This is a genomic window from Brevibacillus jepli (assembly GCF_047229145.1).
Taxonomy (GTDB): domain Bacteria; phylum Bacillota; class Bacilli; order Brevibacillales; family Brevibacillaceae; genus Brevibacillus.
This window is the reverse complement of sequence record NZ_JBFEFW010000008.1, coordinates 84614-111540: the sequence shown is the minus strand read 5'-3', so window position 1 is coordinate 111540 and position 26927 is coordinate 84614. Positions and strand designations below refer to the sequence as shown.

Here is a 26927-nt window from a genome sequence, read left to right as displayed (position 1 = left end):
TTCCTTTGTAATGGGAAAAAAGGGCAGACTGCACCTGTGCGAAAAACGGATTTGTTTTCCGAAGGGCAAGCTATCCAGTTTTTTAGGCCATTACAAAGTAGTTGTTGGCATACGTAGTTACCGTACCCTTTCCATCCAAATAGTCGTAAAATCAACATACCATATTGTGGGTTAATTTCCAAGGGGGAGCGTGTTGGTGACAGTAGGCGTTTTCTCGCTCATAGGACCACCTCTCGCTTCTGTGAGGAGGACGAGGAACGCATGGAGCTCGCTGAATAATGATCGTAAACATGGGATTCTTGTGCCTTGCCCATGCGCTCCATGCAGCGTCCCAAATAGTGAAAAGCATGAAAGCTCCCCAAGCCTTGCTCACTATAATGCTCCCACTGTTCGTCGCCGATCTCCAAGCAACGCTCAAAAGCTTTAATTGCCTCGGGATACAGGCCGTGCTCCATCAGGAAAACTCCTTTGTAAAAATGAAGATCTACATAATTGGGATAGATCTGGATGGCTCGCGCAATACCGGGCCATGCTCCGCGCATGCTGCCATGCTGGAAAAGAATATCAAATTTCAGCTTGTAGCAGATTGAAGGGGGAGGCTGCTTCGTGGACAAAAAGCCTTTGATTGCTTGATTCACCAGCGTAAAAGCATCCTCCCATTGTTTGGCGCGAAAAAATTCGTTCGCCAGATGATAATCGCACCACGGATCTTGCCTGGCTTGTTTCTTTTCTTGTCGTAGGAGCTTCAAGTTGCGCAGAGCTTTTTGCTTACATTTGACGGCATCGTCCATATACCCAAAGTGGTGGATATGCACAGGCAGCAAAGGGATGGGGAGATCCCGAGAAGCGGTCGCAGGCCATTGGAGCACTTCGTGAATGTCCCGTACAAATTGGAACCCTTTTTTGTTGCGAAATAAACGGATTTGCCCGGAGCGATAGGCGGTGTGGCGCGAAGCTTGCTCTTTTTGCGAACCGATGTAATGAATGATTTTCATGAAAAAGGCGTCGTCTTTGCTCGCGCCCACAGCCTGACGAAGCTCTCCCTGATTCTCTTCCTGTAATACTTCATCTGCATCCAGCCATAGAATCCATTCTCCCTTGGCAGCTTGTAATCCGGTGTTTCTTGCTTTTGCAAAGCTGTTTTCCCAAGGAGCTTCTACAACTTTCGCTCCAAATTTACGACAAATCTCCTGTGTGCCATCTGTTGATCCTGTATCGACAACAATGATCTCGTCTACCACCATATGTACGCTGGACAGACATGCCTCGATTTGGTCTGCTTCGTCCTTGACGATCATGCATAGTGAGAGGAGAGGAGGGGTCATTCGGTTGATCACCTTCTTTTCGTCGTTGTCAGAACATATCGTTACACCATATTCTTGCGAGCTGATGGTTATGTAAGTATGGATACATAAAGGAAGAGGAAAGGAAATAGGATGTTGAGAAAATCATTTTCTGGGGAGGGGGCGATCTGCATGTTTACGATTAGCCTGTGCATGATCGTTCGGGATGAGGAAGAGTCCATCGGCCGATGCTTGTCGACGGTCTGCGATTTGGTGGATGAAATCATTATTGTCGATACGGGGTCGACCGATCGAACGAAAGAAATTGCATTGACCTACGGGGCCAAACTGTTCGATTTTACATGGGAAGATGATTTTTCTGCTGCTCGTAACTATGCATTTGCCCAGGCCAAGATGACGTACATTTTTTGGCTCGATGCGGACGATGTGCTTTTGGAAGCGGATCGACAGGGATTAGCAGCACTGAAGGCGATGGACCCTTTCGATTACGACAGTGTCTCAATGCCGTATCAATTGAAGGTAGATGAGCGAGGTGAGCCTGTTCACAGTTTGCGAAGGAATCGACTCGTCAGGCGGACGAGTAACTTTATCTGGCATGGGGCCGTCCATGAGTTTTTGGCTGTCACAGGGAAAATCCTTCACAGCGAGATCGCCATTACTCACCAGAAACTGAAGCCGTATACCGATCAGAATTTGCAAATTTATTTAAAGCGTAAGGAAAAAGGCGATGTTTTTGATCCGCGTGACCAATTTTATTTTGCGAATGAATTGTTCGACCATGCGAGGTATGAAGAGGCGGCTCTGCAATATGAACTGTTTTTGGACGAAGGGCTGGGCTGGATCGAGGACCAAATTTTGGCGTGCTCGAAGCAGGCGGAGTGTTACGCGTATTTGAAGCAACCTGAAAAACAGATTCAATCCTTGACCAGAGCACTTGCTATTGACCTTCCGCGTGCAGAGATTTGTTGCAGGATGGGGGCTTTTTTTGAAGAGAAGCTGGATTTCCTGAAAGCCATTTATTGGTATCGGCAGGCGACGTTATTGGAGCGGCCACAAAGCTCAATGGCCAAGGTAGATGAATCGGCGTGGACGTGGTTGCCTCATCTGCAGCTGTGTTATTGCTATGATCGGATCGGGGAGAAAAGAAAGGCAAAGATCCATCACGACATGGCAAAGCTGTATTACCCTACCCATCCGAGTGTACTGTACAACGAAGCATATTTTGCAAGTCTGAAGGAACTCGATGCGGTAGAACAATCTATGGAGCTACGGTAAGGTAGCTCCTTTCTGCTTTCTCCCAAAATTTCTTTTCAAAAGAAGTAGTAAAAATATTTAGTTAATTAAAGATATTGATAGTATAATGTGATGGAAAGGGTTATGCCTATTATTCAGAGTGGGGACAGATGCCGATGGATGACTTGGCAGTATATTTGGACGAGCACGAGGCAACGATCGTGAAAGAATTCAAGCGACGAATAGCCGTTTCCGATGGTGATCATTACAAAGGCTTGATTCATCTGAATGGGCGAGCACTGTATCGGATGGTCATTGAATATTTTCGTTCGGAAATTACTCTAGAGGATATTAAAGATTTGGCCTACAAAGTGGCATACGAACGGAACCGTGCAGAGACGAACATTGGTGATTTTGTATCCAATGTCTGCATGGGCCGAGAACTGGTTCTCGATCTTCTCCAAAAAGGTCCGTTTTCGCCTGCCACTTTAATGCCTGCTCTACTGAAGATTAACGAATGCTTTGATGTCTTTCTGGTTCACGCTGTTTTCAAATACACAGATCTCAAAGACAACGATTTGGAAGAGAAGAAGCTGTTTATCGAGCGTTCTCACAAAGACAGGCTAACGATACTCGGGCAGATGGCATCCAGCTTCGTCCACGAATTCCGCAATCCGCTAACGTCCATTATGGGATTCTCTCGATTGCTGAAGGAGGATTATCCGAATCTCCCTTACGTAGAGATTATCGAAAATGAGCTGCGGCAATTAAATTACAGAGTTTCACAGTTCTTGCTGGTCTCGAAAAAGGGGGCGGTCTATAAGGAGATGGAGGTTTTTAACGTTTGGGAGCTGTTCGATGAGATCCTATCCTTCCTCTATCCGAATATCGTTGACGTAAATGTGGATATCAAATGCAGTATCGATCCTACCTTTCAACTAAAAGGCTACAAGGACGAGATGAAGCAAGTGTTTATCAACATCATTTCCAATGCGCTAGATGCGTTGCATAAAAGGACTCGCGAAAAAGAAATTATCATCGAGGTGTCCCAAACGTCTGAAAAGTCCCTGATTACCGTTTCCAACAATGGATCGCCGATTCCGCCCGACCTGCGCTCTGTAATTTTTGAACCGTTTTTCACGACGAAGGAGCTCGGTACGGGAATTGGTTTATACGTCTGCAAAGAAATTATTGAGCGGCATGGCGGAACGATTACATGTGAGTCTTCTGATCAGCGTACGACATTTTCCATGCAATTCAAGCCCTGCGATACATGTGCAAGCGGCTTGATAACGGTGAGGGACATCGTCTAGTGTGCGCACAAAAACGACCTATTCGTGAAGGCACGGTCCGTAACAGACGTGCACATGAATAGGTCGTTTTTCTTATTTGCTGGCGTGAAGCGGCTGCCTTCGCGGTTGACGAAGGGCTTTGGCGATACCCTCCAGTTTGTTCACCAGCCAGACCAGCGCGAGTGCTAACAGACAGCTGCATCCAATAATTAACAGCAAGTACAGAAGCGAGTACCAGGTGTTTTCAAACAACCAGGCCACCTCGCCGTATTTCGCAAACAGAAAATCTTTGAACATGATCAAAAAAGCAGAGTGAAACAAGAAAACAAAATACGTCAGGCCTTTTCGAAACTTGATGTGCAGATGATCGACCAGTTCCAGAAAGAAGACCATAAGCACGAGAAAAGACAGAAGTGTGGCGAAAACAAAAGACAGATGCACCGCCACATACAGCTTGTTTGAGACAACAAAAAACATTGCAGCCGCAGTGGAAACGCCCGTCATCAGCATCACGATGGAACGGTTGTTTCGCAAAAAGGATAGAATCGATTCACGATACCAAAACAACAGGTGCCCCATGTACAGGGTAAAAATCCAGCTCGGGAGCATATGGCGAGTGGTGAGCCCGAACCAGCCCTGATGGATGTAATTGATGTACACGTACTGGAGCCCTAACAAAAGCCAAATCACGTACAAAATATTGCGCTTGGTGATCACTCGGCGGAACAGATAGGCAAAAACGTAATATTGGCAAATCATAAACACAAAGTACAGATGGTCACCCGTTTTGCCTAAAATAATGTTCGTAAAGTCTTGGGCAGACTGGGGCATCCCTTTTTTCAACAAGTAATGATACAGGACGCCAGATACGAGGTAGGGAACAAAAATATACAGGAGCTTCCCTGAAAAAAACTCGCGAGCAGTAGGGCTCTTCGCGTCAAAAGAATAGGCAGTCAAGTAACCGGTGGCGATCGTCAACAGGACAGTGCCGTAGCGACTGATCTGGTTGAGGGCCACAATCCAAAACGGATCGGTAAAAGAAAGCGCAGAAGCCGTAAAATGACCGACGACAACGAGAAAACTTGAGAAGAGCTGGATGTAAAACAGAGATTTTAATATTTTCGAATCTGTATACATATAGAGATTCTCCATTTCATCGTTTGTCGGCTGCCAGTGTCGCTCAAACAATTCCATGATAATAAAGCTTTCTTTGATTTGTATTTGGACGGGGGGAGATTAGAGGAGGGGAGTCCTGGAAAAAGAAAGAAAGCCACACTGGCTTGTGTGGCTTTCGCGCTTGTGTGGCTTTCATGCATTATTTCGGGTTCTTTTTCATTTCATCGATGGTCTCGCTGACCACAAACGCCAAATCGTCATTGCCAAACAGCGACAATACACCAAGAAGGGTCGCATCGGGAATTTCTTCTGCTTCTTCTTTGGGAACGGTATTGTCCAGCATTTGAGTCAGCAACGCATTCTCCCCTTGGGCGGGGTAGGCAAGGCGGTATAACTCGCGTGCATCCAGACCGTGATTCACACACCATTGCGCAAAAACAAGAATCATCATGCCCTCGTCGCGCTGATAGGCTTGAATCACCTGATCTTCCATCTCTTTTCGGTTCATGGGCATACTCCTCTAACATTCGTACGTCATGAGCTTATTGTAGAGAAGAGGACGAATACCCGCAAGGAAAAAAGAGTGCTCAAGAGTTTCGCTTGTTGTGGTTGGTCAGGACCGGCAGCATTCGCGTGTCTTTTACCATATTGGAATGGCAAAAGGGGCAGCTCGGGCTCTTATCAAAGGAAAAGTTATCTCTCATCCAGCACGTACAGCCATCGTTGCTGCACGTCCATACATCTGTTTCCTCTTCTTCGATTGGAACGGCTGCTTTTTTTGAGAAATACACATGAACTCCTCCTTTGCAGGGCATCGGGCACACAGTAACCTCTATTAATGTGTGATGGAAAGCTCATGAATATACCAAGATTTTCTTTGCTAGATGGAAAAAAGAGGCCGCATTCCTACAGTTCATCGGGAATCAGGATTTGACCCGTTGCTTCATGATTGGTGATGGCCAGTAAAATGGTTTTGGACAAGGTGTCTGGATGATAAGGCTTAATCAGATAACCGGTTGCCCCCAAATCAAATGCCTTTTTCTTTTCCTCAAAAGCGCTGGAGATCACGATCGGAATGGTCCGCAGTTCCGGGTTTTTACGTATTTCCTCAATGACCTTCCATCCACTCTCGCCGTCCTTCAAGATAAGGTCAAGCACCACGGCATCGGGTCGCAGCTCCTCAATGGCTGCCACTGCTTCAGACGCCGTAGAAAAAGAGTAAACACGGAATCCAGAGCTCGTCAGTTCCTCTCGCAATAGCTCGGTTAAATTCAGATCGTCCTCGATGATCACAACGTTTCCTTTGGATAGACCAGCGGGAGCGATTGCCTCTTCCGTACTTCCCTGATAAGGATGGGACAAGGAATGCTCAGCCAACGGAAGAGCCACTGTAAAAGTACTGCCCTTACCCGATTCCGACGTGACGGCAATTTCTCCATGATGCATATGGACGATTTCGCGCACGATGGCGAGACCGAGACCTGTTCCGCCGATCTCACGTCGATCCGAGTTATCTACGCGATAAAATTTAGTAAACAGGTAAGGGAGGGCCTCTGAAGGAATTCCTAGCCCTTCATCCTGGACTGCCACGAGCAGGCGGTTCTCTTCCTGTCGACAAATCACCCGGATTGGGCCGCCCTGCGGTGAGTATTTGACGGCATTGCTGATGAGATTTACAAACACTTGACGCAGCTTGGCTCGGTCTCCATAAACAACGGTTTGCTCGGTTTGCAAATCGAGTTCGAATCTATGGAGGGGGGACTGGACCCGATAAAGTCCGAAAACATCCTGAACCACTTGATCGATCGCAACGTTCTCTACCTCATACGTTTGTCTGCCGGATTCCATGCGCTGCAGATCGAGGAAATCGTTGATCAGTGCAGTCAGGCGAGTCGCTTCCTGATAAATGGTCGCTATGTACCGCTGTTGACGCTCAGGCTTGAGCTCTTTCGTCAACAGCAGCTCCGCAAAGCCGAGTACACTGGCGAGAGGGGTACGCAGCTCATGGCTGACCGTACTGACGAATTCCGATTTCATTTGGTCGATCTCGTATTCCTTGGTGAAGTCGCGGTACACGAGCAGGGTACTCCATTTCTCCTGATTCCGGTACAGCGGCTCTGCATAGAGCTGAATATAGCGTACTTGCGGTCCAGACATCTGAAATACAATACTGCCTGAAGGGATGGCACCTTCGTCTAAAACAGCAGCCCTGACATACTGGATCAGCCGATCGGGCTCTGCGGTTCGACTTTGCAGATAGGAAAGGAACTGTTCCAAGTCAAAGCCTTGCGAAGCGAGCTGGTTGTCGTAGCGGAGCAGCTCACAGAAATTCAGGTTCACTTGCAGCGTTTCTCCACTCAAATCAATGAGCTGAATGCCTTCTTGCACAGAATCAAGCATATCCTGAGTCATTTTGCGCTGTCTTTCTGTCTCCTCAAACATCGCGAGCTTGTCGAGCGCCAAGGAAATCTGCTTGGCGAGCCCGATGATGACCTGAAGTTCCTGATCCGTGAATTTCCTATCGATCCGAGAGAGGATGATGCATGCGACGATTGTCTGATGTGCGTCTAAAACGGGAAGGTAGAGCTCGTATGTGCGAGACAGTTCCTCCGTGTAGCCGCGCTCAGCGTCTGTGCTTTCCCGGATCAGGACAAATGGCAGGCGCGTTTCCTTGATTCGCACCAACGGACCATCGTCCATGCCTTTGCGCAGCTGGTCCAGCCCACTCTGGGAAACGCCAAAGCTGGCTGAATCCCGATCGGCATTCAGCATGACAATGACACCTTTATCGGCATCCATGACCTCCGTTGTATTGCGAATGATACTTGAGAGTAGTTCGGTTTTATCCAACGTATTCGCCAGAGAGAGAATGAAGCGGTTTTTCTTTTCCAAATATCGTTCATTTTCCTCCGTCTTGCCCAGCGCTTCTTGCAGCTCTTCTTGCTGCATCATCAGTTCATCCTGCTGGGCTTGTAGCTCTTCGTTTTGAGCCATGAGAACTTCTTCCTTGGCTTGAATTTGCCTGATCAAATAGTCGAGGGAGCGGGAGAGCTTACCGATTTCGTCAACCCTGTTCAGATCCTGCAAAAGAGGTGTACCTCCATTGGCAAACCGCTCGGCATCTTCGGATAGACGAACCAACGGCCTGCCGATATCCCGCGTGGTTTGAATGGTGACGACTACCATGATCACGAGCACCATCAGCACGTACACGATAAACCAGGTGCTTTGCTGTGACAGCTCTTGGAACAGGAATTGGTTTTTCATATAGGGGTAGCGTCAGGAAAATGCAGATTTACAACGTTAAGGAAATTACAATATTAAAAAGCCCAATTTCTCAGTATTAAAATTGAGAAATTGGACTTTTTTAGTTACTCCAGAAACGCGCCCTTTAATTGAATATCTTAAATAGGGGTAGTACCAGCGAAGCTGACACCACCCGCAAAGTAGATGTTATTAAATGGGAAATTTGTTGATGACCTCGTTGTACTCCTGCTGTGCATCAGTGATTGCCAGTTTTGAATAGACTTCCAACGACTTCCGGCTTTCGTGGCCGGAATACGGTTGTATGAGTGCGTCATCGATGCCCTGCTTTTTAAGCCAAGTCAACAGGAAATGTCGTAGCTTATGCGGCGACAGATTTTGTACAAGACCGGCTTCCTCCGAATATTTAGCCAAAATCTTTCGTATTCCCCGATCCGTATATTTTTTCTTCCACGATGATTCGAACAAGTAAACCGCCTGCTTCTTTTTCATTGAATCGGCGTGCATGGCCAGCATTTCCTTGAACGATTGAGGGAAAGGGACAATGCGATCCTTATTCCCCTTGCCCTTATTAATCCGGATTTGGCAGTAGTGGAAATCAACATCGGACAATTTGATATTGATCAGCTCGCTTACCCGAACGCCGGTATATAGCAGCGTCTTGACGATCATCATGTCTTGAAAGTTCTTCGCTTGCCAAACCACATCGTAGTAGCGCTTAAGCTCCTCTTCTGTAGGTACATAGGGGAGCTTCTTCGCTGTTTTTGGAACCTCTACCTCCAGCTCTGCTCGAAGATGCTGAAACAGGCTTTTGAGATAGTCATAATCTGGCCGTTCCCCTCGGAGATACTTCGCCAGCTCCTTCGCTTTGCGTTTCGGGGATATGCGTCTTTCACTCACGCAATAACACCTTCTTCCAACGGAAGGCGTTCACTCATGTTCAGCCTAAATGTGCCGTAAGGGTTTACGTGCGTGTAGATCAGCGGGGTAAGCGCCCGCAAGTCTTCCGAAGTCATCATATCGAACCATTTGCGGTCGGATAGGATGCTTTGAAGCATAATGGTATTGATGTAAACCAGGCAGTTTTGCAGAAGGTGAAGAGACAATACGGCTAGCTCTTGATCTTCTAACCGGTTGGTAGCGATTTCTCCACCTTTGCCGTAAAAGATAAAGCTGTTGGCCGAGTTCCAATTTTCCACGACATTCAAGCCTTCATTGATCTCGCGGCGCAGCTCCTCCGAGTGCAGGTAATCGCAGAGGAATATCGTTTTGACTGCTTTGCCGAGTTCCCCCAAAGCTTGATAGGTCGGATGCTTTAAATTATTACGGGTAAATCGTTTCAAGATTGCTTCTGTTTCGGCGGTTCCGAGTCGGAGAGCCGTAGCGTACTTCATCATTTGATCGTATTGCTGCCGAATTAGCTCCCAGTTGATTGGGCGGGTCAGCACCGGCTGCAAATTCGGATAGGCATCGGTCATGCCTGGTTCGGGCCGGTAAAGTTTTTGCGAATGAATCGCTTTGAGCCGTGGCATGAGCTGATAGCCCAAAAGGTAACAAAATGCGAACGCAACCTCGCTCTGGCCGTGTGAATCCACGTAATTCTTCTCGACCTCCATTTCGGTACAATGACGAAGCAATCCTTCCATCATGGCAGCGACTTCAGAGGAGGAGCACGATTTGAGCTGCGAGTAAATGCATGTCGAATTCTTCTCAACGTGCCAATATATCATAACGCCGCGGCCGCGGTACCGGATATGCCATTCGGTCATCAGATTTTGATCCCATGCACCAAATTTTTTTGAATCCGATGCACAGGATGTCGTGGCATCGCCCCAAATCTCCTGCATCCGAACGCGAAAAATCGCATTAACCACTTCGGATATCGCATTTCGGAGATTGTCCTTATGAATGAATTTCCTGCGGACGTACAGCAAGTCTTTGTAGCTTTCTCCATGCTCACCGGCACTCACACGTTTCAAGCCGGTATTCGTCCCGAGGCCATAAAGGGATAGGATGAGTCTCTTTTGCAGCGTATCCCTGCTTAACGCTTCGCGTACAGCAACAGTCTTGAATTTTTCAGTAAATCCGACACGAAGATCGGCCTCTTTTAAAATGTCCAACAGGCTCGTCATTGGCCAGCGCCGAAGCATCTCTGATTTTATCCGTGATAGGTTGACTGGCTCTGCTTGTGGTTCTAACGGAGATAAGCTAATCCAACCATTACCCTTCTCCGTGATCCGGACCTTGGGGTTTTTCTGGAGACCGGTATCAAGCTTTTCTAATCCATCTTTCATGGCCTGCTTCAACGTTGCAATGAATGCTTCTGCATCCAGCGGCTGCTTTAAAGCCTTATAATTTTCTTCCCGCCGTTCTTCGAAGTCTGTCGGCAAGTCATCGTCCGGATTCCGGTATCGGTTCGCTCCGGCCACCCATATTTCCTTGCAACGAAGCTTTTCCCGTAAAGCTTGCAGAACGCTTATCTCATAATTCATCCGATTAATTCGCTCTTGGCCTTTCTCGTCCTTCTCAACAATGATTTCTTTATTAACCGTCCGGATTACACCATCTACCGGGATTTCTTCGGACATTGGCAAATAATGATGGCCGGTGTCAGAATATTTCTTTACCAGTTCCAGCGCACGAATCACTGGCCGATGCACTTCATTGTTTGATCGGAATTCCAGAATGCCTAGTATTTCGGGAACCATACGGCGGTAGTGACTCCCATAGGAAGCCCGAATAATGGTATGGATTTTCTCACGGTAAGCCGGTCCGGTATGCTTGAATTCTTTTATCAAATCCCGTAACGTTTGCTCATTTACGACCGGGAAAATGACATCACGAATTACTCCGTCTGGATTGTTGACGGCAGACTGGGCCATGTTGAATAAAATGCCATACTTATTGCTTACTTTCCGTAGGTCATTCAGAATTTCCTTCTCGACCTTGCGTTCTGCCCGTACTCCTATTCGATGGACGATTTGAATAAGTAGCTCAATCAAATTGTCCGTTATCTCCATACTCCTTAGCCAGAAGAATGCGGCCAACAATGTGTAACGGATCGGATCAGGGTGGCGACGAAGTTCCCGGAGATCCTCTGTTGCGGTCCGCTGCCGGTACTTGGTCAATACTTTAAGAGGGATATCACGAAACAGATTATCCGGAAGCTCCAGATTTCGAATCGTTCGCAGCTTGCTTACTTCTCTTAACACACTTTCGACACCTGGTTTGCCCGGATCAGCTTTTAACTCTTGAAAAGAAAGAAGTCCCTCGTCGCTGCCGCCTTGGTCTTCATCTAGAAATGCGATACTATCTACGAGTGAATCCAGTTTGGACAAAGATGCCGCAGGCAACTTTTCCAATGTGACTTGGAAAAATTGTTCCTCATATGTACGGATTGCGGCTCTGATAAGTCGCTCAATGCGATCAGGCGTAGGCGGTACAACTTTCATCTCCCGAAATCGCCCGTATACGGTCTCGACCAAATGTTCGAAATCGTGATCTTGGAATAATACGCTTTTGCATAGCCAATCGATTACCTCTTCGGCATCATTGATGGTATCCTCACGAAAGCCAAAAAACTCCCTGATTTGTGTTCGATGGTAGGTAATGGAGCGACCAGTCCAATCGTATTGTGCGTACAGCTCTGCCGGTGCCTCGATCTGCTTTGCTATGTATTGAATTACTGCTTTGGGCACTTCGAATTTTTGGAAGGGGAATCGCGCTTCGTATTGGAAAAACTTAAACAGAACAGCAAACCCCAACCGAGTCTCCCCCGACTTATTGCCGACTTGCTGCATTTCGTTGGGAAGAAACGTAAAATGCTCAATTAACTCCTCCAGCTCCCAATTTCGCTTCACTTGATCCCCTCCGAGTAAAGTTCCTAAAATGGTTAGAATCGGAATTTTAATCATTAAATTTAGTATACCGAAGCATACTTAATGAGGCAATGTGGAGCAAAAAGCTATCATATTCCAATTACCTAATCAAAAACGGAACTTTTGCAAGATGGAATAGCCGAAGTGATTGGAATGAAGACGATGAGGGAAAAGTATATAATGGTGTTTCCATATTCTTCTTCAAAAGTTGAAAGAGGTGATCTTTATGCCAAAAATTCCGCTTATACAGTCATACATGATAATTATGCTTTCAGTCGGTTTGCTGAACCACGTCATTATTATACCGTTACTGCTCGGTGCTTCAGGGCGAGATGCCTGGCTGGTAGTACTTCTTGTATTAATCGCTTCGCCTCTTTGGATTGGCTCTTTGAACTACATCATCAAAAACATGAACGGCATACATTTAAAGGATTGGTTGCAGCAGCATTTCGGAATGTTTCTCTCCATAACCCTGGTTTTCATATATAGTGTGCTTGTATGGCTCATGGGACTCATTTCCTTGAAGGATACTCTAACTTGGACAATTGCAACTTATATGCCTCAAACTCCAATGCTCGTCCTTGTGGTAGCAACAATTGTCGGATGTTTCTTTGCGGCATATCAGGGGCTTCGCACCATTGCGATTGTGAGCGGGATATTGTTACCTTTCGTTGTCATTCTTGGCGACCTTGTAATGATTGCAAACTTTCAGTTTAAAGATTATACCTTGCTTTTTCCTTTGCTCGAAAAAGGAACACCTCCACTATGGAAAGGTGTTCCCTACGCTGCCAGCGGGTTGCTGGAGTTGTCGTTGCTGATGCTGATCCAGCATAAGTTAACGAAGAAACCGGGCTTCATAAGTTTGATGCTTGTTTGTCTCATTTTATCCGGGCTTACGATCGGCCCTTTGATGGGTTCGATTACAATGTATGGCCCTGATGAAGCGGCAAACCAACGATATCCTGTTTATGAACAATGGAGAATGGTTCGACTGGGCGAGTATGTGGAGCATGTCGATTTTTTCTCGATTTACCAATGGCTATCCGGTATGTTCATTCGAGTGTCCCTTTCCATGTATCTCTTGGGGGAATTATGGAAATTACAAAAGTATAAGTGGATACCTATGTTCCTAGGCGCTTTATTCATGTTGGTTGTTACATTGCTGCCTATTAGCGATATGGTCTTTCAAGACCTATTGAGCCTATATTACTTTCCATCGTTTTGTGTCTTTACAATTGGGGTCATGATCGTATATGTCGTACGAACCTCAACACGAAATAAAAGGAGTATCTACGAATGATAAAACGATTCAGAAATAAGAAGGCGGAGGTCTTACCATCGCCATCAAACAAAGTGGCAACTGTTTCACAACCGCTTAGTGAACCGTCGCTTATCCAACGCTTCCAGATGTGTCAAGATGTTAAGCGTCATGTTTACAAAATAAAAGCTGGTGATGATCAGTCGAGGATCGTTTTGCTGTACTGCGATGGTTTATGTGACAACCAACAGCTCATTCAGGATATGGTGCTGCCCCACTTGACTCGTTTTTATGAAACTTACGGATTTCATAAGAATGAGGAGATTGTTGAGTCGTGTCAATTACAGTTAGAGAGCATTTCTTTCGAGGAGTGGGAGCAACAAGTCGAAACGGATATTTTCGAGGGCAAGCTGCTTTTGTTCATTCCGGCACTAACTTCGTTGTTCTCCCTCGATATTTCCAAAAAACCGGCACGTAAGCCGGAAGAGTCTAACATTGAAGTCTCGATACGCGGTCCAAAAGACGGTTTTGTTGAAGAAGTCGGCGTCAATGTTGCGCTGATTCGGAAACGTATCAAGTCAACCAGCATGGTATACGAAACCAAAACAGTTGGCGTGAGAACTAAAACAACAGTTGCGATTCTTTATATGCGAGACATTGTTAATCCGAATATTGTTCAAGATATAAAGAAAAAATTGGATGGTATTCAAATTGACGGAGCAATCAGCGCCACTCAACTGGAAGAATTAATGGAACCGACAAGAGCTTTGTTTCCTTTGATGGGGTACACAGGAAGACCGGACTTCACCGTGAACTGCATGATGAATGGCCGCGTAGCATTAATTGTGGATGGTACTCCGGCTGCTTTGATCGCTCCAGCCAATTTGTTCTTGCTCCTGAAAACACCGGAAGATATCCACTTTACTGCTTTATCGGCCACGTTCGGGCAAACTCTTCGTTTGCTCGGGTTGTCCGTTTCACTCATGCTGCCCGGATTTTGGGTTGCCATTCTTGCGTATCATCAAGATCAACTGCCTTACTATTTACTTGCAACTATTGGCATTAACCGATTAGGAATCCCATTAGGTGTGGCAGGGGAAATGTTTCTGTCGCTCATCTTTTTAGAAATATTGCGGGAAGCCGGTGTTCGCTTGCCTTCTGCCATTGGCTCTACTGTTACCGTTGTGGGAGGTCTTATCCTGGGGGATGCAGCCATTCGGGCAGGATTTTTATCCCCGAGCATCGTTGTCATAGGAGCGATTACTCAGGTGTTCGGTTCGACTTTATCCAGCCAGTCGTTATCTGGGACAATTAGCATCTTACGCTTTATCGTGTTTATTTTGTCTGCCGCGCTTGGCATCTATGGCTTTTTTCTTGCTTTATTTATCGTGACAACCCATTTAGCCTCATTGCGTTCATGCGGTTTGCCTTACCTGGCTCCGCTTTCGCCCCCATATAAAGATTTCGCCAATGCATTGTTCCGATTACCTTGGAGATGGCGAAAAACTCGACCGGACAATCTGAATACTCACGATCCTACAAGCCAAGGGGATGGGCAGAAATGAAGACGTATAAATATATCGTTGTTCTTCTGCCCCTCATCATACTCACCGGCTGCTGGAGCAAATACGAAGTGCAAAACATGAATTATACGACAGCAGTCGGAATTGACTATGCGGAAGGTCAATACACCATCTATGCGCAATTGCTTGACTTCTCGACAGTGGCAAAGCTGGAGGGCCAACAAAAAGCGGAGCAGCCCCCGGTCTGGGTCGGTAAGGGACAAGGCTCCTCGTTTACAGAAGCAGCGAATGATTTATACAGCACTTCGCAACAGAGGTTAAACTGGGGACAAGTCTCTGCGATTCTGTTCAGCGAACGGTTGATGAAGGAAAGGAAAGTCGGTGAAGTGTTAGAACTGATCAACCGTTATCGTGAAATAAGGTACTTAGCCTGGCTATTCAGCACGCGAGATCCCCTTGACGAGATCTTAATGGCAACATCGTTTTTCAGATTGTCACCAAAGGCATCGATTCTACATAATCCTGAACAGAATTATCGACAGCATTCTATTCTCGCTCCGATCCGCCTGCAACAGTTTGTTCTGGATTCAAATGAAAAGGCTAAGTCAAGCTATATACCAGAATTATCAATTCGAAAAGACCAATGGAAGGAAAATCAAAAGCCACGTGAGTTGCTTAGATTTTCTGGCATACAAGTATATGATCAAGAGCACTATTATGCACGCATGGACATCCAAGATCTGTCCGGGTTGCCGTGGCTAAATAAACACACAATCCGACTGCCTCTTGACTTGTTTTCCGATAAAAAACTTATAGCGGTTCTCGTCGCAGAGAAACCTAAATATGACATTACTCCAAGTGTTAAATATGATAAAGCGTATTTCGATATATCCGTTTCAGTGAAGGCTGGGGTAAATGAGTTGCATGCAGACGTTACTGAACAAGAACTCACGCAAATGGCTCAAAAAGAAATTGAGCGGCAAATTAGGAAAACCTTTCAAACTGCGCTTGAGAAGAATATAGATATTTATAATCTAGGGGAATCTCTTTTTCGCAAGAATCCGCATGAATGGAAACGCATTGCATCAGGGAAACAGCATTTTGTCTTAAACGAGGATTCCTTGCAAGCTATAAGCGTTAATATGGATATCGTATATCCTGGAAGATATAAATTTAAAAAAGAGATTCTTGCTGTCCCCTAATTTTTGATTTCTTCATTGATACAAATACCTGTCATAGAATGTCTAGCGCGGCGAAAAGGTAAAGGATCGAGGGAAATAAGATCCTAGAATTACTGATTTACATATTTGCCCATATACTTTGCGGGTGGTGTCAGCTTCGCTGGTACTACCCCAAATAGGGTCTTATTCAAAAAAAACGCCTATGCTTCTTAAACTAACCTGCACCCGTTACTTTAAGTGGATTTCACCTTAAACTTGAGATTTATTTTTTAGAATAAATTGATTGTGAAACAGTGATACTACATAAAAACTCTAATCCGGTTGACAAAAAATCGTCCAGACGGTATAGTATAAATATCGAAAATATGGAGGTTATTATGTCTATTTCAAAGCATGCAAATAAGAAAAAAAATATATTGACTGCTGCATCTGAAATTGTAAAAGAAGAAGGGGTTGTCAAACTCACTTTAGAGGCGGTCGCCCAAAAAGCTGGGGTGAGTAAAGGTGGATTATTATACCATTTCCCTAGCAAAGAAGCATTAATTAAAGGAATGGTGGAAGATTGGACAAATAATTTTTTCGAGAGCATTCTAACGTTAGTTAATAACGATAATAAAGAGATAGGAAAATGGATAAGGGCTTATGTTAATACTACATTTTCCGATTTAGATAACAACAATCTAAATTCAGCATTAATGGCTGCGATGTTTATTAATCCAGATTTATTAGACGACTTCCGCCAGAAATACAATAGTATGCAAACAAAATTAATGAATGATGGGATCGACCCTGTCAAAATTACAATAGCAAGATTATCCATAGATGGTTTATGGTTATCAGAAATATTTGGAATGGCACCATTAAGCGAAGATTTAAAAGTTAAAGTTTTTGATGAACTAATCAAAATGACTCAGGAGGATGAATAACAATGTCTTATCTATATTTAGTACTTGCAATAGTTGGGGAACTTATTGGTTCTTCTTTATTAAAAGCTTCTGAAGGGTTTTCAAAACTTTTTCCTACAATAGGGGTAATAATAGCTTTCGTTGGTAGTTTTTTCTTTTTGTCACTTTCACTGAAAACAATCCCTTTAAATACTGCGTATGCAATATGGTCAGGATTAGGTATTGTTTTTACTACAATTATTTCAGTTTTAATTTGGAAAGAGAAAATTAACATGGCTAGCATTACAGGAATAATACTGATTCTTGTTGGAGTTGTAATATTGAATTTATTCGGACCAGGACATGGAGAATCTGGTCATGAAGCAAGCGAAACTATTACAATCAATGAAAAGATGGAATAACAAAAAAGAGACTGAGACATAAGTAGTTCAGTCCTTACTATACCTGAACGATTGAGAGTTTATAACTTTTAATCGTTCAGGTTTTTTGATTGTGAAAACAATGTTGGAAACAGGGTGGAATGGAGCGTAGGACACTCGACTCCAGCAAGGAAGCTCAGGTTCCTCCCCGCGGAAAGCGAGTGGCCGTAGCGCAATGGAACGAACGTGTTCAGACAAATCAAAGAGATGGGAACAGCTAGTGTTCGTCTTTTAGAAGCAATCATTTTGTTATGTCCCAAACTCTTTTTTTGTTATTCTACTCCTGCTTCTTTAGTTTAAGTACATTTCTTAACAATACCAAACAAGTATTAACATGAAATCGGAATGTGGATAACTCAGGCCTGTGGATAACCCGCCATCGCACTACGGAATGCCTGTTTCAATGCGTTTTTGGAGCCGGGCTTTTAAGTCTTCTTACGTTCTGATGTGATCCTGCGTTTTTTTGCACAACCCAAAGAAGACCTGATTTTTACAGGTCGAAATGCCGTTATGGCCAGGGATGAATCGAACCGTTAGGCCGCATGTAGAGTCGGAATGAAGCTTATGGCCAATGCTCTGAGCTTTTGCTGCATCGCATCGACGATTCCAGCGAGCGTCGGATTCGGCGCAAGCCGGATATGCTGGTAGCGACCGGAGCCGACCACATTGCCGGGTACCCGGATCACCGCTCGGCGAATCGTTTGGACTTCGCACCGCTGCAAGGTTTCCGGCATCAGCGTCTGTTTGAACCAGACCATCACGTTGTAGGCAATGGCCTTGATCCAGCTGAACAGCAGGTTGCGGAGCATGGAATGTTGGCTGTTTTGTTCCACCGCATAACCTTCTTTCAATTCATCGATGCGATTCTCGATGTTGGCGCGCTTGTTGTACGAGCGAAGCAGCATGAGCGGCTTGAGATCGGTATTGGTGACAATGGCTTGGAAGGAATAGGTCGTGAGAGCCATCGTCAATTGGCCATCGGTTGTACGCTCGGTTTCGTGGGCTTCCCGGTAGATGACACAGCGCCTGGCTTTCTCCCAGTTGGTAAGGAGAATCGGGATGTCGGCAGCAGCCCAACGATCATCCTCGTCTGCGAACGTAATGCGCTCTTCCTTTTCGTTCAGCGTCTCCCAAAAGGCGGGATGCTGCTGCAGATAAGCGATGGCCTTCTTGACGGTCGCTTTCTTCGGGAGCTTGAAGATGTACTGCCAGCCGCGTTCTTCGGCGTACGCCATGACAGCTTCGTCGGCAAAACCGCAGTCGGCCCGGATGCCTTCGACGATCCATTCCGGCGGCAGCATCGCTTCGACTTCTTTAACGAACGAGAGCAAATCCTTCATGCCGTTCATGTTGCCGGGATTCAGTTGCAAGTGGATCAGCTCGCCGCTTCCGGCGATGAAAGCAACCCGGATCTTGTACGAGGGACGTCCGTGGTAACGCGGATTGTAGCCGTTTGTCGCGCCTTCCTGCTCCCCGAACAGCGTGATGACCGTGTCGTCGATGTCGATCCAGACCAGGCGCTTTTCGCCCGTCCGCGCCTTATGTGCCAGCAAATCCCGGTTTAACGCGACAAGCTGAATCAGATGGCTCCAGGTGAGTTTGCCCAGGAAATTGCGAAAGGTGCTTTCGTCAGGAAAACGCTCGATGCCGGTAACGATCTGGTAACCAGGGTCCGACTGCAGGGCATTCATATGTGAAAAACGTGTGTGGCCGAGTAGCGCGCAGTCCAGCAGGTGATCGACGAGCTTTTCGGCCGTGTAGACACAGTTGGCTGTTTGTTCCAGATGAACGTGACTCTCGATAAGGGTGTCCAGACCGATGAGTTCCTTGAACCTGGCAAGGAACTGGAAGTTCCCGGCTTCCGTGACGGTGTTGTTGTCGAATGTGACCGGTCTCAACTTCTTCATGATCTGCTTGATTCGGCGACGCTCCGCAAGAATTTCAATTCGGCGTTCGCGGCGTGATTTTCGTTCTGGCGCATGGTTCGTTGCTTGTGGTACCATGTTGCTAGGGACACTTCCTCTCGTTGGTTATTCGTGGTGGTTTAACCTTTGACAAGAGGCTTGCAGTGTCCTGTTTATTTTGCAAAAAAATTGGCAACTTTTTATGACGAAAATGCCTTGTCACAACGTGAATCTCTCAGATTTTGGCTAGGCTACATTCCGAATTCATGATTAACATAAATATCCAGTTCCGTTCAGAAATCTTATTCAATAAAAGGGCTATTAAATGAAGTACTTAATTTTATTCAATTATCTCGAATTCAAGTATTCAATATAATGGCCCTTTAATGGAATAGGGAACGACTATTTTTTCCCTTCCGACAGCTTTCTATATAATGAAGCCCTAGACACATTTGTAATTTCACAAATTTGAATTTACAGTTATACCTCCTTCTTTATATAGCTTTACTGCATAATTCATTCCTGCGTGATTTTTATGATATTTCTTTAACCGACCTTTAAACTTTCCTTCTTTCTTAGCCAGCTCAATCCCTTCACGTTGACGCATACGGATTAGATCTCGCTCTAATTGGTTAACACCAGCCATTACCGTAATTAAGAATTGGCTGTATGGATTATCTTCTGATAAATCTAACCATGAATCCTTGAGTGATTTTAAGCTTGCTTTTTTACTTCGTATTAAATCGATCAATTCAAATAAATCCTGCGTACTTCGAGTGATTCGAGTCAAGTCTGTAACATAAATAATGTCACCTTCCCGTAAGTCCTCTAACATTTTTTGAAGTTGCTCACGATCCTTTGTTGCTCCAGAAATTTTTTCTTCAAAAATAATATCCATTCCAATTTCGTTCAATTGCTGAAATTGCCTTGAAGGATTTTGGCTAGTCGAACTAACACGTATATAACCGATTTTTCGCAAAATGTCACCTCGTTTTTGAGACAAGTCTTATGAGACTCTCTTAACTATGATTTTATCAGTCTATTACACTTGTATCAATAGAGTACACTCTATTGATATATAATTGAACTAATAAATTGAAAAATACAGAAATGGGATGATATTGAATGAAAATTGCGAGAGGTAGAGAATTGCTTACACCGGAACAGAGACAGTCTTTTATGCAAATCCCTGAAGATGAATGGATATTGGGGACCTACTTCACTTTTTCCAATCGTGATTTAGAAATAGTTAATAAGCGAAGGAGGGAAGAAAACCGTTTAGGGTTTGCCGTTCAATTAGCTGTTCTTCGGTATCCCGGTTGGCCATACACTCATATCAAAAGCATCCCAGATTTGGTCATACAATATATATCGAAACAGATTGGTGCTAGTCCATCCTCGCTTGATCATTATCCTCAAAGGGAAAATACACTTTGGGATCATTTGAAAGAAATTCGAAGTGAATATGACTTTGTAACTTTTACCCTGAGTGAATATCGAATGACGTTTAAGTACCTTCATCAATTAGCTTTGGAAAATGGTGATACTATTCATCTACTGCATGAATGCATAGATTTTCTAAGAAAAAACAAAATTATACTGCCTGCTATCACTACACTTGAAAGAATGGTGTGGGAAGCAAGGGCGATGGCTGAAAAGAAGCTATTTAATACAGTTAGTAGATCTCTTACAAATGAGCAAAAAGAAAAACTTGAAGAGATTATTACTTCGCAGCATCCATCCGAATCCAATAAAACGATATTGGGTTGGTTAAAGGAACCACCGGGTCATCCTTCACCCGAAACTTTTCTAAAAGTAATAGAACGACTTGAATACCTACGAGAAATGGAATTAGAAACAGTGCAAATTAGCCATTTGCATCGTAATCGTCTATTACAGCTTTCTCGCTTAGGTTCAAGATACGAACCGTATGCGTTCCGTGACTTTCAAGAAAATAAACGTTATTCGATATTAGCCGTCTATTTATTACAACTTACTCAGGAGCTAACAGATAAAGCGTTTGAAATTCATGATAGGCAAATACTTAGTTTGTTATCAAAAGGCCGTAAGGCTCAAGAGGAAATCCAGAAACAAAACGGTAAAAAGCTAAATGAGAAAGTTATACACTTTACGAACATCGGACAAGCATTAATTAAAGCAAGAGAGGAAAAACTAGACGTTTTTAAGGTTTTAGAATCAGTTATTGAATGGAATACCTTTGTCTGTTCAGTAGAAGAGGCTCAGGAGCTTGCACGTCCTGCCGACTATGATTATTTGGACTTACTGCAAAAACGATTTTATTCACTTAGAAAATATACGCCAACGCTATTAAGGGTACTGGAATTTCATTCTACAAAGGCAAATGAACCACTTTTACAAGCCGTAGAGATTATTCGAGGAATGAACGAATCCGGAAAGCGAAAAGTGCCTGATGACTCACCCGTGGATTTTATTTCAAAACGATGGAAAAAGCATTTATATGAGGATGATGGTACAACAATTAATCGTCATTACTATGAAATGGCTGTTTTAACAGAACTTCGGGAGCATGTTCGTGCAGGAGATGTTTCCATTGTTGGCAGTAGACAATATAGGGATTTTGAGGAATATTTGTTTTCGGAAGATACATGGAATCAATCGAAGGGGAATACGAGATTATCAGTTAATTTATCATTCGAAGATTATATAACGGAGAGAACCAGCAGCCTTAATGAAAGGTTAAAATGGTTAGCTGCCAATTCCAACAAGTTGGATGGAGTTTCTCTTGAAAAAGGAAAACTGTCACTTGCACGCTTAGAAAAAGATGTTCCAGAAGAAGCAAAAAAGTTTAGTGCAAGCCTTTATCAGATGCTACCAAGAATAAAATTAACCGATTTACTCATGGATGTTGCTCATATAACAGGATTTCATGAGCAATTCACCCATGCTTCCAATAATCGAAAACCAGATAAAGAAGAAACAATCATTATCATGGCTGCCCTTTTAGGGATGGGAATGAATATTGGCTTGAGCAAGATGGCCGAAGCCACACCCGGACTTACATATAAGCAACTAGCTAATGTATCTCAATGGCGCATGTATGAAGATGCAATGAATAAAGCCCAAGCCATTTTAGTAAATTTTCATCATAAATTACAGTTGTCCTCCTATTGGGGCGACGGTACAACATCCTCGTCAGATGGTATGAGAATGCAGCTAGGTGTTTCATCACTGCATGCAGATGCAAACCCACATTACGGGACTGGAAAAGGAGCAACTATCTACCGTTTTACTAGTGATCAATTCTCTTCTTATTACACAAAGATTATACATACAAATTCAAGGGATGCTATTCATGTTTTGGATGGATTGTTGCACCACGAGACGGATCTAAATATAGAAGAGCATTATACAGACACAGCTGGTTACACAGACCAAATATTCGGACTGACTCATTTATTAGGATTTAAATTTGCTCCTAGAATAAGAGATTTATCAGACTCGAAATTATTTACAATAGATAAAGCAAGTGAGTATCCAAAATTAGAAGCCATTTTACGTGGACAAATAAATAAAAAGGTCATTAAAGAAAATTATGAGGATGTTTTGCGATTAGCTCATTCTATAAGGGAGGGAACAGTTTCAGCCTCCCTTATAATGGGGAAACTAGGTTCCTATTCAAGACAAAACAGCTTAGCTACCGCCTTACGTGAGATGGGCCGAATAGAAAAAACGATCTTTATTTTGAATTACATTTCAGATGAATCATTAAGAAGAAAAATACAAAGAGGATTGAATAAAGGAGAAGCCATGAATGGATTAGCAAGGGCTATTTTCTTTGGAAAACAAGGTGAGCTTAGAGAACGAACCATACAGCATCAATTGCAAAGGGCCAGTGCCTTAAACATAATCATTAATGCCATCAGTATCTGGAATACCTTACATCTAACAAAAGCAGTTGAATATCAAAAACAGTCTGGTAGTTTTAATGAAGAATTATTGCACCATATATCGCCTCTAGGTTGGGAACATATTAATTTACTAGGAGAATACCATTTTAATTCCGAGAAAATAGTCTCGTTAGATTCTTTAAGACCATTGAAATTTTCTTAACGTTGTTAAAAATGGGGGAATCGTCTCGAAAATGTGCTTAGCGTTGTAAATCCGCATTTTCCTGACGGGACCCCATATACAAAAGCTCGTCATGCTCTTCCTGATACCGTACAGCGTATTGAAGCAGGTTGTTCACTTCCTGATTCACGCCACTGGACGAAGCTTTTCGCAGGGATTCATAGTCTCCTGTCTTTGCATAACTCGAAAAGGTAGGAAACACATTGGTGAAAAAGTTCGTGAAGAATGACTCGACCGAATCGACCAGCGTTTGTTCCTCTTGATTGAGCGGCAGCTTTTTGAATGCTTCCAGCGCTTGTTCCAGCTTCTTTTTCTCCAGAAATAGCTCATTGTACTCATACGGGTTCAAAAAAGCATAATAACCCCTTGCACGAAAAAAGATCTGGTTCGTGTGCTCAGCGATCTCTGCGACCAAATCTTGTTTTTGCTTGGCAGTGTGTATCGCTGTCTGATATTCGTTGAAGGCGCTGTAATTTAAATATTGAACGATGCCAGCGCCCGCAATCATCAATGACAGAAAGAGGAGCATCATCGCCATAAAGCGACGAGTGATGCTTTTTCTGATAAACGGCCAGAACCCGGTCATTCGAGCATTTCCTCTACTTTCCGGACAAGATCCATCGGGCTGAAAGGCTTCGGCATGAAGTCATCGGCACCTGCTGCAAGCATCTTTTCCTGTTCGGCATGTTGACTTTTTGCAGAGAGAATGAGGACCTTCACTGCCTTTTTGTCGTTCATTTGTTTGATCTTCTGCAAAACCTCGAAGCCCGTCAGCTTCGGCATCATGTAGTCTAAAATAATCAAATCGTACGCATTTTGCCCGATTTTTTGCAGGGCTTCCTCTCCATCGCAGGCGATATCGAGTTCATGCCCTTCATCCTCAAGCGTGTCGCCGATCAGCATGCGCAACACGGCTTCGTCCTCGGCCAACATAATCGCTGCCATCCTGATACCTCCTTACAACATTCGTTTGACCAGTCGCTTAATGCGAGCCTCTAGTTCGCGCGTGCTAAAGGGCTTGGTCATGTAGTCATCCGCACCGAGCTGGAGAGCACGGACAATGTCCTGTTCTTCCGCACGGCCTGTTAGCATAATCACTGTATATTTCTTGGCATTCGGCAAATTCCGGATTTTCTGGAGAACGTCAAGGCCGTCCATCTGTGGCATCATCCCGTCTAAAATGACGAGATACGGCTCTTGTCCCTGATGCCAGGTGGAGCCGAAGAACGCTGCACCTTCCTCGTAAGTCTGGATGTCTACGTGCATCCAACCGTCAAAGCTGGCTTTTATGGAATCAGCTAGCATGACGCGAATCATCGGATCATCATCGATAATCGCGACCTTCAGCTTCACTTTTGGAGAATCGTGCGTCTCTGTGAGAAGAGCAGCTTCAATCCTGCATCGCCCCGCATTTTTGGCAGCATACAAAGCGGTGTCTGCTGCCTCTATCCAATACGTATGTGCCTTTTGCTGATCGTCTACCTGTACGACTCCACCGGAAAAGCTCAAAGAAAACGTTCCTTCAGGAGCTTCGAACGTCAGCGAACAAAAAGCAGAGAGCATTTCTTCCAGACGCGCTTTTCCTGTCTGTACAGTCGTACGCGGCATGAGCAGGATAAATTCCTCTCCGCCGTACCGGAATAATACATCTTGTTTTTCGGCACTTTGCCCGATGAAAGCAGCAAAACGAGTCAGCACCTCGTCGCCGATCAGATGGCCGTATGTATCATTGACCCCTTTGAAAAAATCGATGTCCAAAAAAGCCAGCGAGAAAGGGGTGTTCGTTCGCTGGGCATCAGAAAGAAGCCGTTGGAATGTATCGGCAAAAGAATTGCGATTGTTGGCACCTGTGAGCTCGTCCAAAAACAAGATGCTATTCATCCAGCGCTTCCGACGTAGCTGACGTTCGAGCCGGACTGCCAGCTCTTCCATATCAAGCGGTTTGCACATGACGTCATCTGCACCCAGACGATAGGCATTCAGACGCGTCTCCCGTTCGCAATCGATGCTGATAATGGTCGTAGGCACGTATTGCTTCTTTATTTTTTCACTGATCGTCTGCATCACTTGGAAGCCACCCGTTTCCGGAATGTTCAAATCCAGAATAAAGCAGTCAGGGTTCATGTCGTGAAAATAGTCGATAGCCTTATGAGGATAGACCGTTGCGATGACAGACCAATTGCGTCTTTCTAAATATTCCTTTAGATACATAAGCAGGGTGACGTCATCATCCAGGATGAGGACCAAAGGCTGTTGCTCACAAGGGGATTCCCGTTGAAGAGTGGGGTTCTCGATAAAAACTTCCCGTTCTGGTCGCTTCTCGCAGCATAAGCTGATCAACTCTTGCAAAAACGCGCGCCATTCACTCGTCGTCCAGTTCTTGGCAGGCATGTCGTCCATTTGTTCCAGAAGAAGCTGAGACAGATCAGACAAGTCCGTCAATCCAATCGTCCCCGATGTCCCCTTCAGCGAATGGAGAAAGCGATATAGATCATCATGAGAGACAGGAATCTCTTGGTCGTACCACGTCTCAACCTGTTTGTGTATATTCATAAGAAGTGTATCTCTGTACTTAATCATGTCGTACCGTCCCCCTGTGTTGGGATGGCGCAAGCAGTAGGATCGCTTGCGCCAGTTTGATCAAAACGTCTACGATTTGGTATGGTACATGTAGCGAGGAGGAGGAAAAGCTTAGTTTTGCAAGGAGAATCCTTCTTCGATCAGGTACTGCTCGGCTTCCACGTACGATTCAAAGGAAGCTTCCAGGTTCATCCCGTGGTATACGTTCCACAAGGCGTCTTCCTGTTGCAGCAAGAGCGTGCGGTTTTGCTTGTCGATCCACGTTTGCTCCAATTGTTCGGCTTCATTCGTAGCCTTTGGCGGTGCTTCACGTTTGACAGAGAGGGATTGGATCGAAGCCTCGACTACCTTACGCAGCTCGTCCGCCGAGAAATCGCGGATGTTGACGTAGCCCTTGTCGTCTTTTTGATAGCCCTTCAAAAACGCGGCGAACACAAAGCCGTTGCCGTTCGGATGAAGATGATAGACAACGGTTTTCTTTTCATGAAGACTTTCTTCATAATGAAAATTAACCCGTTTGAGGGAGACGTCATTCCGAGTCAGCTGTGGAAAAGATTCAATAATCGCTAGTTTTTCTTCAAAAGTAAGCATGGATTCCTCCGGTGAGATGGATTTGTTTGTCGATTATATCATAGGTGGGACTTAGAACGAAAAAAGGAGAACGGAAAAATGAACGGAAAAAACCGAAAAGACATCGCAGCGGGTCTCGAAGTCGATATTGTATTAAAAGAAGACCAACGAACTGGCAAGCGTACCCGTGGGATCGTCAAGGATATTTTGACGAATTCCAGCACACATCCGCATGGCATCAAGGTTCGTTTGACTAACGGACAGGTGGGGAGAGTGCAAGAGATTATCAAAAAAGGGGAGTAATCCTCTTCAGGGGACTATGATTAGATAAATAACTAATTAGATATTGATCAAATTTATTAGTCTGTTTATAATGGAATAAAAAGTTAG

At 44.6% G+C, this 26927-nt stretch carries 21 protein-coding genes and 1 pseudogene; 9 read left to right on the top strand and 13 right to left on the bottom strand.

The genetic code is table 11. From position 1 onward, the window contains the following. Nucleotides 1–218 precede the first annotated feature (218 nt). Nucleotides 219–1325: a glycosyltransferase gene (locus AB1L17_RS10795; protein ID WP_412844858.1), complete on the bottom strand. Its 1107-nt coding sequence runs from the start codon at nucleotides 1323–1325 to the stop codon at nucleotides 219–221. Between the two features lie 150 nt (nucleotides 1326–1475). Between AB1L17_RS10795 and AB1L17_RS10790 the strand changes: the two genes are divergently transcribed. Then, complete coding sequence (locus AB1L17_RS10790) at nucleotides 1476–2579, top strand: glycosyltransferase (RefSeq protein ID WP_412844859.1); 1104 nt, start codon at nucleotides 1476–1478, stop codon at nucleotides 2577–2579. Nucleotides 2580–2707: 128 nt separating this feature from the next. Then, on the top strand, nucleotides 2708–3850 hold the full coding sequence (locus tag AB1L17_RS10785; RefSeq protein ID WP_412844860.1) for a histidine kinase N-terminal domain-containing protein: 1143 nt from the start codon (nucleotides 2708–2710) through the stop codon (nucleotides 3848–3850). 72 nt (nucleotides 3851–3922) lie between these two features. Here the strand turns inward: AB1L17_RS10785 and AB1L17_RS10780 are convergent, their stop codons facing one another. The 6 genes from AB1L17_RS10780 to AB1L17_RS10755 all read right to left on the bottom strand — a co-directional run bounded on the left by AB1L17_RS10780 (nucleotide 3923) and on the right by AB1L17_RS10755 (nucleotide 12069). Further along, the gene (locus tag AB1L17_RS10780) at nucleotides 3923–4966 is read right to left on the bottom strand and encodes an acyltransferase family protein (RefSeq protein WP_412844949.1); all 1044 of its coding nucleotides are present in this window, start codon (nucleotides 4964–4966) and stop codon (nucleotides 3923–3925) included. 178 nt (nucleotides 4967–5144) lie between these two features. Further along, complete coding sequence (locus tag AB1L17_RS10775) at nucleotides 5145–5453, bottom strand: protein YxiS (RefSeq protein ID WP_412844861.1); 309 nt, start codon at nucleotides 5451–5453, stop codon at nucleotides 5145–5147. 79 nt (nucleotides 5454–5532) lie between these two features. Beyond that, nucleotides 5533–5736 (bottom strand): cold-shock protein, encoded by a 204-nt coding sequence (locus tag AB1L17_RS10770; RefSeq protein ID WP_412844863.1) that lies wholly within the window; start codon nucleotides 5734–5736, stop codon nucleotides 5533–5535. 115 nt (nucleotides 5737–5851) lie between these two features. Continuing rightward, a complete protein-coding gene (locus tag AB1L17_RS10765; protein ID WP_412844864.1) occupies nucleotides 5852–8212 on the bottom strand; it encodes an ATP-binding protein in 2361 nt (786 codons plus the stop codon). A gap of 189 nt (nucleotides 8213–8401) precedes the next feature. After that, the gene (locus AB1L17_RS10760; protein ID WP_006211811.1) at nucleotides 8402–9109 is read right to left on the bottom strand and encodes a tyrosine-type recombinase/integrase; all 708 of its coding nucleotides are present in this window, start codon (nucleotides 9107–9109) and stop codon (nucleotides 8402–8404) included. Then, complete coding sequence (locus AB1L17_RS10755) at nucleotides 9106–12069, bottom strand: Tn3 family transposase (protein WP_024631230.1); 2964 nt, start codon at nucleotides 12067–12069, stop codon at nucleotides 9106–9108. The genes AB1L17_RS10760 and AB1L17_RS10755 overlap by 4 nt, the downstream gene beginning before the upstream one ends. Before the next feature lie 244 nt (nucleotides 12070–12313). On the opposite strand from AB1L17_RS10755, the gene AB1L17_RS10750 reads away from it, so the two are divergent. From AB1L17_RS10750 to qacH, 5 genes are all read left to right on the top strand, one after another. Further along, nucleotides 12314–13387, top strand: a complete 1074-nt coding sequence (locus AB1L17_RS10750) for an endospore germination permease (RefSeq protein ID WP_006211809.1) — start codon at nucleotides 12314–12316, stop codon at nucleotides 13385–13387. Next, nucleotides 13384–14910, top strand: a complete 1527-nt coding sequence (locus tag AB1L17_RS10745) for a spore germination protein (RefSeq protein ID WP_006211808.1) — start codon at nucleotides 13384–13386, stop codon at nucleotides 14908–14910. The genes AB1L17_RS10750 and AB1L17_RS10745 overlap by 4 nt, the downstream gene beginning before the upstream one ends. Further along, entirely contained in the window at nucleotides 14907–16070 is a 1164-nt protein-coding gene (locus tag AB1L17_RS10740; protein ID WP_006211807.1) for a Ger(x)C family spore germination protein, read from the top strand. The genes AB1L17_RS10745 and AB1L17_RS10740 overlap by 4 nt, the downstream gene beginning before the upstream one ends. Nucleotides 16071–16426: 356 nt before the next feature. After that, on the top strand, nucleotides 16427–16975 hold the full coding sequence (locus AB1L17_RS10735) for a TetR/AcrR family transcriptional regulator (protein ID WP_486599181.1): 549 nt from the start codon (nucleotides 16427–16429) through the stop codon (nucleotides 16973–16975). Nucleotides 16976–16977: 2 nt separating this feature from the next. Continuing rightward, complete coding sequence (gene qacH, locus AB1L17_RS10730) at nucleotides 16978–17355, top strand: quaternary ammonium compound efflux SMR transporter QacH (protein WP_412844866.1); 378 nt, start codon at nucleotides 16978–16980, stop codon at nucleotides 17353–17355. Between the two features lie 551 nt (nucleotides 17356–17906). On the opposite strand, the gene AB1L17_RS10725 is transcribed toward qacH, so the two are convergent. Both AB1L17_RS10725 and AB1L17_RS10720 read right to left on the bottom strand, forming a co-directional pair. After that, entirely contained in the window at nucleotides 17907–19376 is a 1470-nt protein-coding gene (locus tag AB1L17_RS10725) for an IS1380-like element ISPaen1 family transposase (RefSeq protein ID WP_412844867.1), read from the bottom strand. Nucleotides 19377–19679: 303 nt separating this feature from the next. Further along, a pseudogene (locus AB1L17_RS10720) lies at nucleotides 19680–20256 on the bottom strand (recombinase family protein). A 146-nt stretch (nucleotides 20257–20402) separates the two neighbouring features. On the opposite strand from AB1L17_RS10720, the gene AB1L17_RS10715 reads away from it, so the two are divergent. Next, complete coding sequence (locus tag AB1L17_RS10715) at nucleotides 20403–23369, top strand: Tn3 family transposase (RefSeq protein ID WP_017474138.1); 2967 nt, start codon at nucleotides 20403–20405, stop codon at nucleotides 23367–23369. A gap of 37 nt (nucleotides 23370–23406) precedes the next feature. Here the strand turns inward: AB1L17_RS10715 and AB1L17_RS10710 are convergent, their stop codons facing one another. The 4 genes from AB1L17_RS10710 to AB1L17_RS10695 form a co-directional block, all read right to left on the bottom strand. After that, complete coding sequence (locus AB1L17_RS10710) at nucleotides 23407–23973, bottom strand: hypothetical protein (protein WP_412844868.1); 567 nt, start codon at nucleotides 23971–23973, stop codon at nucleotides 23407–23409. Next, complete coding sequence (locus AB1L17_RS10705; protein WP_412844869.1) at nucleotides 23970–24332, bottom strand: response regulator transcription factor; 363 nt, start codon at nucleotides 24330–24332, stop codon at nucleotides 23970–23972. Before AB1L17_RS10705 ends, AB1L17_RS10710 begins: the two co-directional genes overlap by 4 nt. Before the next feature lie 12 nt (nucleotides 24333–24344). Beyond that, nucleotides 24345–25967, bottom strand: coding sequence for a GGDEF domain-containing response regulator (locus AB1L17_RS10700; RefSeq protein ID WP_412844870.1), 1623 nt, complete (start codon nucleotides 25965–25967; stop codon nucleotides 24345–24347). Nucleotides 25968–26078: 111 nt separating this feature from the next. Next, entirely contained in the window at nucleotides 26079–26558 is a 480-nt protein-coding gene (locus AB1L17_RS10695; protein WP_412844871.1) for a hypothetical protein, read from the bottom strand. Nucleotides 26559–26636: 78 nt separating this feature from the next. On the opposite strand from AB1L17_RS10695, the gene AB1L17_RS10690 reads away from it, so the two are divergent. After that, nucleotides 26637–26840: a YwbE family protein gene (locus tag AB1L17_RS10690; protein ID WP_412844872.1), complete on the top strand. Its 204-nt coding sequence runs from the start codon at nucleotides 26637–26639 to the stop codon at nucleotides 26838–26840. The last annotated feature ends 87 nt before the right edge of the window (nucleotides 26841–26927 follow it).

Excerpts from the sequence above, each read along its gene's own strand:
- AB1L17_RS10710 (WP_412844868.1), bottom strand. The coding sequence starts at position 23,973 with ATGACCGGGTTCTGGCCGTTTATCAGAAAAAGCATCACTCGTCGCTTT.
- AB1L17_RS10775 (WP_412844861.1), bottom strand. The coding sequence starts at position 5,453 with ATGAACCGAAAAGAGATGGAAGATCAGGTGATTCAAGCCTATCAGCGC.
- AB1L17_RS10705 (WP_412844869.1), bottom strand. The coding sequence starts at position 24,332 with ATGGCAGCGATTATGTTGGCCGAGGACGAAGCCGTGTTGCGCATGCTG.
- AB1L17_RS10750 (WP_006211809.1), top strand. The coding sequence starts at position 12,314 with ATGCCAAAAATTCCGCTTATACAGTCATACATGATAATTATGCTTTCA.
- AB1L17_RS10785 (WP_412844860.1), top strand. The coding sequence starts at position 2,708 with ATGCCGATGGATGACTTGGCAGTATATTTGGACGAGCACGAGGCAACG.
- AB1L17_RS10700 (WP_412844870.1), bottom strand. The coding sequence starts at position 25,967 with ATGATTAAGTACAGAGATACACTTCTTATGAATATACACAAACAGGTT.
- AB1L17_RS10790 (WP_412844859.1), top strand. The coding sequence starts at position 1,476 with ATGTTTACGATTAGCCTGTGCATGATCGTTCGGGATGAGGAAGAGTCC.
- AB1L17_RS10795 (WP_412844858.1), bottom strand. The coding sequence starts at position 1,325 with ATGACCCCTCCTCTCCTCTCACTATGCATGATCGTCAAGGACGAAGCA.
- AB1L17_RS10765 (WP_412844864.1), bottom strand. The coding sequence starts at position 8,212 with ATGAAAAACCAATTCCTGTTCCAAGAGCTGTCACAGCAAAGCACCTGG.
- AB1L17_RS10780 (WP_412844949.1), bottom strand. The coding sequence starts at position 4,966 with ATGTATACAGATTCGAAAATATTAAAATCTCTGTTTTACATCCAGCTC.
- AB1L17_RS10725 (WP_412844867.1), bottom strand. The coding sequence starts at position 19,376 with ATGGTACCACAAGCAACGAACCATGCGCCAGAACGAAAATCACGCCGC.
- qacH (WP_412844866.1), top strand. The coding sequence starts at position 16,978 with ATGTCTTATCTATATTTAGTACTTGCAATAGTTGGGGAACTTATTGGT.
- AB1L17_RS10745 (WP_006211808.1), top strand. The coding sequence starts at position 13,384 with ATGATAAAACGATTCAGAAATAAGAAGGCGGAGGTCTTACCATCGCCA.
- AB1L17_RS10695 (WP_412844871.1), bottom strand. The coding sequence starts at position 26,558 with ATGCTTACTTTTGAAGAAAAACTAGCGATTATTGAATCTTTTCCACAG.
- AB1L17_RS10715 (WP_017474138.1), top strand. The coding sequence starts at position 20,403 with ATGAAAATTGCGAGAGGTAGAGAATTGCTTACACCGGAACAGAGACAG.
- AB1L17_RS10735 (WP_486599181.1), top strand. The coding sequence starts at position 16,427 with ATGTCTATTTCAAAGCATGCAAATAAGAAAAAAAATATATTGACTGCT.
- AB1L17_RS10690 (WP_412844872.1), top strand. The coding sequence starts at position 26,637 with ATGAACGGAAAAAACCGAAAAGACATCGCAGCGGGTCTCGAAGTCGAT.
- AB1L17_RS10740 (WP_006211807.1), top strand. The coding sequence starts at position 14,907 with ATGAAGACGTATAAATATATCGTTGTTCTTCTGCCCCTCATCATACTC.